This window comes from Arthrobacter sp. 10T419, assembly GCF_056394105.1.
The window spans coordinates 421,707-432,471 of sequence record NZ_JBFTHF010000001.1 but is presented as its reverse complement, the minus strand read 5'-3'; the positions used below and the strand labels follow the sequence as shown (position 1 = coordinate 432,471).

The following is a 10,765-nucleotide window of genomic DNA, read 5'->3' as shown; positions in this document are numbered from 1 at the left end:
GCAACATTTCGTCATGAAGCGCTGCCGGCGACCGCCGCGTCATAGCGGTCCAGGGCGATCTCGGCGAGCACCGGGGAGGGCAGCAGCGGCGCGGTGATCAGGTCGGCACCGGCCTTGGCGAGCTGGTCGTGGAAGAACCCCGGGGCGAGCAGGTAGGAGGCGATGACCACCCGGCCGCCCAGGTCCACCGCCCCGGCGGACAGCCCCGCGCCGGCGCCTCCTGCCGCTTCCTCGCGGAGCATTGCGACGGCGTTCGGCACCGACGGCGTCGCCGAGGCGCCGTATGCGGCCACGATCCGGTTGGAACGGAGCGAGCGCAGTTGGCCCGCGAGTTCCTCGACGTTTTCCGCGGCGGTGGCGTCGGAAGATCCCGCGGCAGCGAGGATCACGGCGTCGTTGTCGGTCACTCCGGCCTCGCGCAGCCGCTGGTCCAGTAGCGCCGCGAGCCGCGGGTCGGGGCCCAGCGGCGCCGCGGCGAGGGTGCCCGGCCGGCTCTTCACGGCCCGGGCGATGTCCACCTTGACGTGGTACCCCACGCTCAGCAGCAGCGGCACGACGACTGCGGTTTCCCCCGCCGGGAGCCCCGCCACCACGGCCGGCAGCTCGGGGTCCTGAACATCGACGTAGGCTTCGCGGACGTCGAGCCCGGGGCGCAGCGCGGCGATCCCGGCCCGCAGGGCATTGACCTCCGCGGCCCCCTGGGTGCTGGAGGTGCCGTGGGCGCAGGCGATCATGATGGGGCTATTCATAGCCGTTAGCGTAACCTTGGAGCCGCCCCATCCGCCCCCTGCAACCGACCGGGACGCTCCATGACCTTCTCCTTTAGCCTCGTTATGGTCTGGCTGGACCTGGCCGGCGTTTTCTTCTTCGCGGTCTCCGGTTCGCTGCTCGCGGCGCGGAAGCAGTTCGACATTGTCGGGTCCCTGCTGCTGGCCTCCGTGGTGAGCCTGGGCGGCGGCGTCATCCGCGACATCATCATCAATGCAGGCCCGCCGGCCGCCTTTACCAACCCGGCGTACCTCGCTCCCCCGCTGCTGGCCACGGTGTTGGTGTATTTCCTGTTCTCCAGTGTCCAGCGCTTCACCTCGCTGCTGGTCCTGTTCGACGCCGGCGGGCTGGCCCTGTTCTGCATCACCGGAAGCCTGAAGGCCCTCGCCGCGGGCATGCACCCGGTGGCGGCGGTGCTCCTGGGGGTCACGACGGCGGTTGGCGGAGGCTTGCTGCGGGACATCACCGCCAACGAAGTGCCGCAGCTCTTCGACCCCAAGGACATCTACGCCCTGCCGGCGTTTGCGGGGGCCGCGCTGACGGTGGCGTTGTCCGTCTCCGGGGTGTTCACCGCGGTGACGGCGAGTGCGGTGGCGGCCGTGGTTTTCGCCTTCCGCGTAACCGCCTGGCGGCGCCACTGGTACGTGCCGCTGGCGGTCCGCGGCTGGCACCGTCTGGGCCTGGACGCGGCCGAAAGTGGACCCCGGGATTAGCTAGGATAAGAGCATGACTGACATGTTCCTCGAGAAGTTCCGCGCGCTTGTTCCGAAGTATCTCGAAGACGAATGGCAGGAAGAGGACGGGCTGCCGGCAGACGAGCTGGATGCGGCCCTGGCCGAGCACCAGTTCCAGGTTCCGCTGGTCCTCCGGGAGTTCTACCTGGCCCTCGGCGGCTGCGAGGACCTGATGGAGGCCTACCACTACTTCTGGGACCCCGAGGAACTTGAGGTCGACGACGAGGGCTTCCTGATGTTCCTCGAGGATGAGGAAGAACAATTCACCTGGGGCTTCCGTGTGGGCGATCTCAGCGTCCCGGACCCGATCGTGTACCGCCGCAACAACGCCCGCGGCCAGTGGAAGAGCGAGGAAGGCACCTTCTCCGAGTTTGTCTTCGACATGTTCGAGTGGGCCTTCAACGAAGAGGACGAGGACTAGAGCCCCCTCCCGGCTGCCCACGCCCCGGGGCGCCGAGTTTCCCCAGGTTTGAGCCGGCCGGTCGGCGTGTTGCGCAGAACCGCCGGTCCATTGCGGCCCTTGCTGACCAAACATGGGGAGATTCAGCGGACGACCCTGCCGCGCAGCACCTGCCACACTTCCGCGACGATCTTCTCCGGGTTGAAAACGACGTCCTGGTAGCCATACCTCAACACCGCGTACCCGGTAAGGGTGCTGGCGTTGTTGCGCCGACGGTCTTTCTTGACCTGCGCCGGTTCCAAATGCGTGCCGCCGTCGATCTCCACAATGAGGAACCCTTCCAGCAGGAAGTCCACGATCCCGATCCCCGGGAGATCGACCTGGGTCTGCGTGAAGATCCCTTCGCTCCGGAACAGGAGCCTGGCTACAACTTCGATCGCGGATCCTGCCGAACCGTCCACCAATTCCAGCGCCGCCCGGGCCGAACCGTTGCGGTTGCCGGGAAGATGCCCTCTGAGATATTCGAGAGTGGTTCGACCCTGCAGGAGGGCGCTTTCCACCATGACCACGGATTCCATGGGCGGCCGACATCGCAGGGCGTGCAGCAGAGTATCCGTCAGCCCAGCCACGGGCCGCGGGAACTCCGGCGGGACCACACTGCCCCGGTGAACAACCACCCCGAAGGCCGAACCATGGCGGCAGAAAAGGTGCAGCTGCGCCGGTTCGTGGAGTCTCCAGATCCTGTGATGTCCCGCCGCCGAGACACAGGACAGCAAGCCATTAGCCAAGACTGCGGCCACCATGTCCGGCGCCGCACCCGGCAATGCAACGACACCATGGCGCAACCGCAGTATTTCCCCGGAGGTAAGCAAGTTGCGGATACTCCGTTCCGAGAACCCAGCCTGAAGCAGCGTTCCGGTCCGTGCTACCGAGCCGGCAAATTTCATGTAGGTCGTGACATCCATGCGTCCAGCAGACCTGCCCACACCCACAGCGGGGAGGCTGCCCGGCAGCTATGTGGACAACTGGCGGCCTGATTCTCCCCAACTTCGGAGACGCCCGACGGCGGGTCGTCGCGACTTGCCGGTAATCCGACGTCCGCGGCGCCCAAAACCGGGGAGAGTCCCCCGCCCCGGCCGCCCAGCAAATCCGTGACAGGAAATTTACAGAATCACTAGACAATATGACACGACTGTCATAAAGTTGTTCGTGGGTTCACCAAATGCCTCCGGTGAATCTGATGCGAACGGAGAAATGGCCCCGGTTCCGCACAACGGACGACTCGTAACGTTGTGAGGAACCGGGGCCATTCCGGTTTAAGACCCAGGCGGGATACCGCGGAGCCGCTAGCTGCTGCGGTCCACCACGGCGTGCGCGAAGCTGGTCAGCGAATCCTTTACCACGCCCGCGGGCAGCGGCGCGAGGGCGGCAATGGCCTCGTCGGCCCAGGCCCGCGCCACAACCCAGGACTCGGCGGTGACGGGGTGTTCGCGCAGCCCGGCGACAGCGGCGGCGAGGGCCTCGTCGGAGCTGAGGTCGCCATCGATGAGCTGCAGCAGCTCCACGGCGGACTGGTCGCCGTCGGCCGCGGCCTTGCGCAGCAGCAGGACCGGCAGCGTCGGCACGCCCTCGCGCAGGTCGGTGCCCGGGGACTTGCCGGACTTGACCTTGACGCCGGTGACGTCAATGACGTCGTCGGCGAGCTGGAAGGCGACGCCGACCTTTTCGCCGTACTCCACCAGCAGCGCCTCGTAGGATTCATCCGCTCCCGAGAAGATCGCACCGAGCTGGCCGGAGGCCGCCACCAGCGAACCGGTCTTGTCCGCGATCACGGAGAGGTAGTGCGCCACCGGGTCCTCGTCCGGGCGCGGCCCCACGGTCTCGTGCAACTGGCCCAGGCAGAGCCGCTCGAAGGTGCGGGCCTGGATGCCGAGCGCCCGCGAACCGAGCTCGGAGACCAGGATGGAGGCCCGGGCGAAGATGAGGTCGCCGGTCAGCACGGCAACGGAGTTGCCCCAGACCTCGTGCGCGGTGGGGGCGCCGCGGCGGAACGGGGCGGAGTCCATCACGTCGTCGTGGTACAGGGTGGCCAGGTGCGTCAGTTCGACGACGACGGCGGCCTGCACCACGGCCGGCAGCGAGGCATCACCCAGGTGGGCGCAGAGCAGGGTCAGCAGCGGCCGGATGCGTTTGCCGCCGGCTTCCACGAGGTGGCGCGACGTTGCGTCAGCCAGCGGATCCGAGTTGGCGATGGCCTCGCGCAGTTTCTTCTCCACGCGCGCGAGGTTCGTGGTGATGGCCGGGCCGAGTTCCGGGTCCCCGGCGATGGCCGCAAAACCGGCCGGCAGCTGCAGTCCGGTGGCGATGGCGGTGGTGTTGAGGCTGGGTTCGGAGCCCGGCAGGCCGTGTCCGGCGTGCGTCCAGCTTTGGTCTGCAGAGTTGGTCACGGGTTAACCCTAACTTTTTGTTGCGGAATCCGCGGATTTGAGTCTGGAACGGGCCGGGTATTGGAGGTGGCCGGGACCAGGGCTTCCAGGACCCGGATCATCCGGTCCTCGATCCCCTTGGCCGAGGGGTCGGTCAGGTTGGCCAGCAGCCGGACGACGAACTTCATCAGCACCGGAAGGGGCATGCCCGTCCGGAGCGCCAGTTTCATCACGGCCGGCCTGCCGATCACGGCAGCAAAGGCCCGGCCCAGGGTGAAGTGCGAACCCCACTGATCCCTTACGAAGTCGGCGTAGCCGGCGAGGTGGGCGTCGGCGTCGGCCCCGTTCCAGGCCGCCGAGGCGGAGCGCGCCGCGGTGTCGATGATGAACTCGGCCGCGAAACGGGCCGATTCCATGGCGTAGGAGATGCCCTCGCCGTTGAACGGGGAGACCATGCCGCCGGCGTCGCCCAGCAGCAGCAGGCCCGGCGAATAGTGCGGGGTGCGGTTGAAGCCCATCGGCAGCGCGGCGCCGCGGATCTCGCCCACCTGGTTCTCCGGCGTGAAACCCCAGTCCGCGGGCATCGCGGCGGTCCACTCGCGCAGCACCTGCTTGTAGTCCAGCTTGCCGAATTCCTTGGACGAGTTCAGGATGCCCAGGCCCACGTTGGAGGTGCCGTCGCCGACGCCGAATACCCAGCCGTAGCCGGGCAGCAGCTTGCCGTCGCGGCCCGGAAGCTCCAGCCAGCCTTCCATCCAGTCGTCGTCGTGCCGCGGGCTCGTAAAGTAGGTGCGGACGGCCACACCCAGGGGGCGGTCATCGCGCTTGTGGATGCCGAGCGAGACGGCGGTGCGGGTCGAGTTCCCGTCCGCGGCGAGGACGACGTCCGCATTAAAGTCCCGCGTTTCGCCGGTCTTGCGGCCAGCGTCGTCAAGCAGCGCGGCGCGGACGCCGGTGACCCGGCCGTCCTCGGAGCGCAGCGCCTCGGTGACGCTGTGGCGTTCCAGCACGACGGCGCCGGCCGACTGCGCGTGCCGGGCCAGCTCCTCGTCGAAGCCGAGGCGGGTGCGGATCAGGCCGTACTGCGGGAAGTCGGAGACCTCGGGCCAGGGAAGTTCTATGGTGCGGCCGCCGGCAATGAGCCGCAGGCCCTTGTTCCGCCGCCAGCCCTCGCTTTCGGGGTGCGGCAGGCCAAGCTTCTGGATCTCCCGGACCGCGCGCGGGGTCAGCCCGTCGCCGCAGACTTTTTCCCGCGGAAAGCTCGTCTTCTCAAGCACCGTGACGTCGAGGCCGGCCTGGGCAAGGTAGAACGCGGCGGTGGATCCTGCCGGACCAGCGCCGACGATCAGTACTTTCACGGCAGCTGTCGGCTAACGTTCGGGCCGGGTGATGTTGCGGCGCAGCTTGGCCACGGGGCCGGTGTGGTTGGCAAGCGCGGCGGCGCCCGCAGCGGGTCCGGCAGCCGGGCCCGCGGGCTTCTGGGCACGGTGGACGGCGACTATGCCGCCGCTGAGGTTGCGGTACGTGACGGACTCCCAGCCGGCTTCCTGCAGCCAGGCGGCGAGGTGGTCCTGGTCCGGCCAGGCGCGGATGGATTCGGCAAGGTAGACGTAGGCGTCCGGGTTGGAGGAGACCTTGACGGCGATCGCGGGCAGCGCGCGCATCAGGTACTCGGTGTACATGGTGCGCCAGAGCGGCACCACCGGCTGGGAGAACTCGGCGATGACCAGGCGGCCGCCGGGCTTGGTGACCCGGAGCATCTCGGCAAGGGCCTTCTTGGGCTCGTTGACGTTGCGCAGGCCGAAGGAGATGGTGCTGGCGTCGAAGGTGTTGTCCGCGAACGGCAGTCGGGTGGCATCACCGGCGATGAAATCGATGTCCGGGCGGCGGCGCTTGCCGACCTTGAGCATGCCGAGGGAGAAATCGCAGGCGATCACGTCGATGCCGGCGTCGGCGTACGGCTCGCTGGACGTGCCGGTTCCGGCGGCCAGGTCCAGCACGCGCTGGCCGGGCTTCACATCCATGGCTTCAACGACGACCCGGCGCCAACGGCGCGTCTGTCCCATGGACAGGACGTCATTGACGACGTCGTATTTGGGGGCGACGTCGTCAAACATCGTGGCTACTTCGTCCGGACGCTTATCCAAGGATGCTCGGTTCACCCCGTTATTGTCTCAAATCTTCGACGCACCCCCTAACCACGGGCCGGGCCGGGGCGCGGCGCGAGGCGGGAGTAGTGTTATCTCATCATGACGAGCGCGTTCCAGACCAGAATTATCAGGACCCTGACAGTCCCCCTCGATGCCGATTCGTTCCCCGGGGGGCTGCCGTCGTTTCTGGTCCGTGACGACGTACTCTGCTGGACGCGACGCGAGGCCGGCCTGGTCGGCTTCGGCGAGGTGGCCCGGTTCAGCGCTACCGGCCCCGAGCGGTTCCTCGAGGCGGACATCTGGTGGCGGCACCTGGTCCTCGAGGCGGACATCACCGACGCCGTCGGCTGCCCCGGCACCGGCCCGGTCGCCTTCGGCTCCTTCGCCTTCTCCAAAGTTTCCGAACACGCCTCCCGGCTGATCGTCCCCGAAATCGTGGTGGGCCTGCGCGACGGGAAAGCCTGGCTCACCCAGCTCACGTTCGACGACGGCGAGCTCACCGAGGCGGGCGCCCGCGCCGCCCTGCGGCGCTGGCTCGACGTGGACGGCGCAGCGGCGCCGGGGCAGACGCCGTCGCGGGAAGCCAAGCTCAGCACCGGGTCCCTCACCGAGGCCGACTGGATGGCCGCCGTTGCCGAGGGCGTCGCCGAAATCCGCACCGGGGCGCTGGAGAAGCTGGTCCTGGCGAGGGACATTGTGGCCACCCTGCCCGACGGCGTGGACGCCGCCGAGATCCTGCGCCAGCTCGCGGTCCGGTACCGCGAATGCTGGACCTATGGCGTGGACGGGCTGGTGGGATCCACCCCCGAAATGCTGATCCAGGTCGAGGGCCGCACGGCTCAGGCGCGCGTCCTGGCCGGGACCCTGGACCGGCGCGACGCCGAGGGGATGGCCGGCTCGCCGATGGAGTTTGCCGAGCGCGTGCTGGCCGGGTCCGAGAAGCAGCGGCATGAGCACGACATTGCCATCCAGTCGCTCACCACGCAGCTGGCACCGTTCTCCGAGGCCATGAACGCGCACAGCGAGCCGTTCATCCTGGAACTGCCGAACGTCTGGCATCTGGCCTCGGACGTGAAGGCCGAACTGACCGAGGTGGAAGGCCATGTGCCCACCTGCCTGGCCCTGATCAACGCCCTGCACCCCACGGCCGCGGTCTGCGGCACCCCCACCACCGTGGCCGGAGCCCTCATCCGCAAACTTGAGCACCTGGACCGCGGTCCGTACGCCGGCCCAGTCGGCTGGCTCGACGCCGCCGGCAACGGCGAGTGGGGCATCGCGCTGCGCGGCGCGGTCATCGAGGGGCCGGACACCGTCCGGCTCTATGCCGGCTGCGGCGTCGTCGAGGGCTCCGTCCCCGAGGCCGAACTGGCAGAGACGTGGGCCAAGTTCCGGCCGATGCTGGAATCCCTCGGCATCAGCAGCTAGCCATCAGCAGCTGGCACTGGGCCCCGACGGGCCGCTTGGCCCGCTTGGGCCGCCTCGGCGGGACCGCCCCGGCCCGGCGGCCTCGGCCCGCGCCGGAATCCGTAATCACAGACAACCGCCGGGTGCGGCCCCTTGATATTTGGCGGCAATTAGTTATCCAATAGTGAAACTAAGTTTCCTGTGATGCACATCTCTTATTCGGCGATAGACTACAAGTCGTTTTGGACTCGCATGCCCCTGCAACAAAAGGTAAAGAAATGCTGATCTCCCGTTCCTTCCTGGCCGGCTCCGCGGCCAAGGCGGCTGCCCTCGTGGCCGTCGGCGCCCTTGCCCTGACCGGCTGCAGCTCTTCCGGCGGCTCGACGACCACCGATTCCGGCGTCAAGCTGATTGAATCCGGCAAGCTCACGGTCTGCTCGGACATCCCCTACGAGCCGTTCGAGTTCGTCAAGGACGGCAAGAACGTCGGCTTCGACATGGATCTGGCATCCGAGATCGCCAAGGATCTCAAGGTTGAGCCCAACGTCCTGACCGTGGCCTTCGAGGGCATCCAGTCGGGCCAGGCCCTGAACACCAACCAGTGCGACGTCGCCATCTCGGGCATCTCCATCACCGATGCTCGCAAGACCGTCATGGACTTCTCCACCCCCTACCTCGACGACGACCTCTCGCTGCTCGTGACCAAGGCGTCCGGGCTCAAGACCCTGGCCGACCTCAAGGGTAAGAAAGTCGGCGTCCAGCAGGGCACCACCGGCGAAGAATACGCCAAGTCCAAGGGCCTGGAGACGATCCAGTACGAGAACACCGGCCTGCTGATCCAGGCGATCAAGACCGGCGGCGTCGACGCTGCCATCAACAACCAGTCCGTGCTGGGCTTCGCGGCCAAGGGCGACAACAGCCTGGTCTTCGCAGAGACCTACAAGACCGGCGAGAAGCTCGGCGTCGCGATCAAGAAGGACAACAAGGCCATGACCGAGTCCGTGGACAAGACGCTCAAGCGCCTTGCCGACGACGGCACCATGACCAAGCTCAAGACCACCTGGTTCGGCGAAGCCGCCAAGTAACCCACCCGCCCGGACCGACCACAGCAGGGCGGTTCCGGATCAGTCGTTGGCTCCGGCCGACTCCTGACCCGGAACCGCCCCGCAACATGTAAAAGGCAAATCACATGGCAATGACTGTTCGCCAACGGGCCCGCGTCAGCCGGTCCGTTCAGTACGGACTGCTGGCACTCGCCGTCGTCCTGTTCATCCTCTTCGCCGACTGGGCCTCCATCGGCAAGGCGTTCTTCAACTGGGATTCCGCGGTCAAGCAGTTCCCGGAGATCATCACCCTGGCGCTGAAGAACACGCTGATCTACACCGCCTTGAGCTTTGTGGTGGGTCTCTCCGGCGGCCTGCTGCTGGCGCTGATGAAGCTCTCCTCGGTGGCCGTTTGGCGCTGGATCGCCACGCTGTACATCGAGTTCTTCCGCGGCGTCCCGGCCCTGCTGGTCTTCATTGCCTTCGGCTTCGGCATTCCGACGGCGTTCGGCGTCCGCTTCGACATCTACGTCACCGTGATGCTCGCACTGGGCATGGTCGCCGCGGCGTACATCGCCGAAACCCTGCGGGCCGGGCTGCAGGCCGTGCCGAAGGGGCAGCTCGAGGCCGCCCGCTCGCTGGGCATGCCCCACTGGCGCGCCATGGTTTCGATTGTCATCCCGCAGGCGTTCAAGATCGTCCTGCCGCCGCTGACCAACGAGGTCATCCTGCTCACCAAGGACTCCTCCCTGGTCTACCTCCTGGGCCTGGCAGCGTCGCAGTACGAACTCACCAAGTTCGGCCGCGACGGCATCACGCAGCCCAACGCCGGCCTGACCCCGCTGGTGATCGCCGGCGCCTGCTACCTGATCATCACCGTTCCGCTCGGAATTCTGGCCCGCCGCTTTGAATCCCGCACCGCCAAGACGAAGGGCTAGGACCATGACTGAATCAACGTCATCGGCTGCCGCGAAGCAGATCCAGGCCGCCGGGGTCTCCATCAAGGACCTCCGCAAGTCGTACGGCGCCAACGAGGTCCTGAAGGGCATCGACCTCGAGGTCGCTCCCGGCGAAGTCGTGTGCCTGATCGGGCCTTCGGGCTCCGGCAAGTCCACCCTGCTGCGCTGTGTCAACCTGCTGGAGAAGCCCAACGTGGGCACCATCCACGTCGGCGGATTCGAGTCGACCGACCCGGACGTGGACATCGACAAGATGCGCCGCAAGGTCGGCATGGTGTTCCAGCAGTTCAACCTCTTCCCGCACCTGAGCGCGCTGCAGAACTGCACGATCGCGCAGACCAAGGTGCTCAAGCGCAGCCAGGCTGACGCCTCCGACGTGGCCCGGAAGAACCTGGCCCGCGTGGGCCTGGACCACCTCGCGGACAGGTTCCCGGACCAGCTTTCCGGCGGCCAGCAGCAGCGGGTGGCCATTGCACGGGCGCTGAGCATGGACCCCGAACTGATGCTGTTCGACGAGCCCACCTCGGCCCTGGACCCGGAGACCGTGGGCGATGTGCTCGCCGTCATGCGGAACCTGGCCAAGGAAGGCATGACCATGCTGGTGGTGACCCACGAGATGGGCTTCGCCCGCGAAGTCGCCGACCGGGTGGTCTTCATGGACGGCGGCGTTGTGGTGGAGGAAGGCGCAGCCGAGCAGGTCGTCAGTGCCCCCACCCAGCCGCGCACCAAGGAATTCCTCCGGCGCGTGCTCGACCCGACGCACATCGACATCGCGGAGTAAAGCGGCGGAATCCGCTGGGCGACGCGCAAAAGCCCCTGCGCTACCGGAATTCGGTAGCGCAGGGGCTTTTGCGCGTCGTGGAATGGTTTGCGCATCACCT

General features: G+C 67.3%; 11 protein-coding genes. 6 read left to right on the top strand and 5 right to left on the bottom strand.

What is annotated here, in order from left to right:
* Positions 1-11 precede the first annotated feature (11 nt).
* The gene (locus AC1DBD_RS02055; RefSeq protein WP_476981321.1) at positions 12-749 is read right to left on the bottom strand and encodes a sirohydrochlorin chelatase; all 738 of its coding nucleotides are present in this window, start codon (positions 747-749) and stop codon (positions 12-14) included.
* A gap of 60 nt (positions 750-809) precedes the next feature.
* Between AC1DBD_RS02055 and AC1DBD_RS02050 the strand changes: the two genes are divergently transcribed.
* Together AC1DBD_RS02050 and AC1DBD_RS02045 are read left to right on the top strand one after the other, a co-directional pair.
* Positions 810-1,481, top strand: coding sequence for a trimeric intracellular cation channel family protein (locus AC1DBD_RS02050; protein ID WP_441416910.1), 672 nt, complete (start codon positions 810-812; stop codon positions 1,479-1,481).
* A 13-nt stretch (positions 1,482-1,494) separates the two neighbouring features.
* A complete protein-coding gene (locus tag AC1DBD_RS02045; protein WP_175321387.1) occupies positions 1,495-1,923 on the top strand; it encodes a hypothetical protein in 429 nt (142 codons plus the stop codon).
* A 122-nt stretch (positions 1,924-2,045) separates the two neighbouring features.
* On the opposite strand, the gene AC1DBD_RS02040 is transcribed toward AC1DBD_RS02045, so the two are convergent.
* From AC1DBD_RS02040 to AC1DBD_RS02025, 4 genes are all read right to left on the bottom strand, one after another.
* Complete coding sequence (locus AC1DBD_RS02040) at positions 2,046-2,867, bottom strand: DUF559 domain-containing protein (protein WP_476981320.1); 822 nt, start codon at positions 2,865-2,867, stop codon at positions 2,046-2,048.
* A 381-nt stretch (positions 2,868-3,248) separates the two neighbouring features.
* Entirely contained in the window at positions 3,249-4,349 is a 1,101-nt protein-coding gene (locus AC1DBD_RS02035; RefSeq protein WP_441416909.1) for a polyprenyl synthetase family protein, read from the bottom strand.
* A complete protein-coding gene (locus AC1DBD_RS02030) occupies positions 4,346-5,686 on the bottom strand; it encodes a geranylgeranyl reductase family protein (RefSeq protein ID WP_476908412.1) in 1,341 nt (446 codons plus the stop codon). Before AC1DBD_RS02030 ends, AC1DBD_RS02035 begins: the two co-directional genes overlap by 4 nt.
* Positions 5,687-5,698: 12 nt before the next feature.
* Positions 5,699-6,490, bottom strand: a complete 792-nt coding sequence (locus AC1DBD_RS02025; protein WP_441416907.1) for a demethylmenaquinone methyltransferase — start codon at positions 6,488-6,490, stop codon at positions 5,699-5,701.
* An 87-nt stretch (positions 6,491-6,577) separates the two neighbouring features.
* Between AC1DBD_RS02025 and AC1DBD_RS02020 the strand changes: the two genes are divergently transcribed.
* The 4 genes from AC1DBD_RS02020 to AC1DBD_RS02005 all read left to right on the top strand — a co-directional run bounded on the left by AC1DBD_RS02020 (position 6,578) and on the right by AC1DBD_RS02005 (position 10,665).
* On the top strand, positions 6,578-7,903 hold the full coding sequence (locus AC1DBD_RS02020) for an isochorismate synthase (protein ID WP_476981319.1): 1,326 nt from the start codon (positions 6,578-6,580) through the stop codon (positions 7,901-7,903).
* A gap of 257 nt (positions 7,904-8,160) precedes the next feature.
* The gene (locus AC1DBD_RS02015) at positions 8,161-8,967 is read left to right on the top strand and encodes an ABC transporter substrate-binding protein (protein WP_441416905.1); all 807 of its coding nucleotides are present in this window, start codon (positions 8,161-8,163) and stop codon (positions 8,965-8,967) included.
* 104 nt (positions 8,968-9,071) lie between these two features.
* Positions 9,072-9,863 (top strand): amino acid ABC transporter permease, encoded by a 792-nt coding sequence (locus tag AC1DBD_RS02010; protein WP_056737689.1) that lies wholly within the window; start codon positions 9,072-9,074, stop codon positions 9,861-9,863.
* Positions 9,864-9,867: 4 nt separating this feature from the next.
* The gene (locus AC1DBD_RS02005; protein ID WP_175321393.1) at positions 9,868-10,665 is read left to right on the top strand and encodes an amino acid ABC transporter ATP-binding protein; all 798 of its coding nucleotides are present in this window, start codon (positions 9,868-9,870) and stop codon (positions 10,663-10,665) included.
* The last annotated feature ends 100 nt before the right edge of the window (positions 10,666-10,765 follow it).

What these genes read in the sequence shown, in the direction of transcription:
- AC1DBD_RS02055 (WP_476981321.1), bottom strand. Translation starts at nt 749, where the DNA reads ATGAATAGCCCCATCATGATCGCCTGCGCCCACGGCACCTCCAGCACC.
- AC1DBD_RS02050 (WP_441416910.1), top strand. Translation starts at nt 810, where the DNA reads ATGACCTTCTCCTTTAGCCTCGTTATGGTCTGGCTGGACCTGGCCGGC.
- AC1DBD_RS02045 (WP_175321387.1), top strand. Translation starts at nt 1,495, where the DNA reads ATGACTGACATGTTCCTCGAGAAGTTCCGCGCGCTTGTTCCGAAGTAT.
- AC1DBD_RS02040 (WP_476981320.1), bottom strand. Translation starts at nt 2,867, where the DNA reads ATGGATGTCACGACCTACATGAAATTTGCCGGCTCGGTAGCACGGACC.
- AC1DBD_RS02020 (WP_476981319.1), top strand. Translation starts at nt 6,578, where the DNA reads ATGACGAGCGCGTTCCAGACCAGAATTATCAGGACCCTGACAGTCCCC.
- AC1DBD_RS02015 (WP_441416905.1), top strand. Translation starts at nt 8,161, where the DNA reads ATGCTGATCTCCCGTTCCTTCCTGGCCGGCTCCGCGGCCAAGGCGGCT.
- AC1DBD_RS02010 (WP_056737689.1), top strand. Translation starts at nt 9,072, where the DNA reads ATGGCAATGACTGTTCGCCAACGGGCCCGCGTCAGCCGGTCCGTTCAG.
- AC1DBD_RS02005 (WP_175321393.1), top strand. Translation starts at nt 9,868, where the DNA reads ATGACTGAATCAACGTCATCGGCTGCCGCGAAGCAGATCCAGGCCGCC.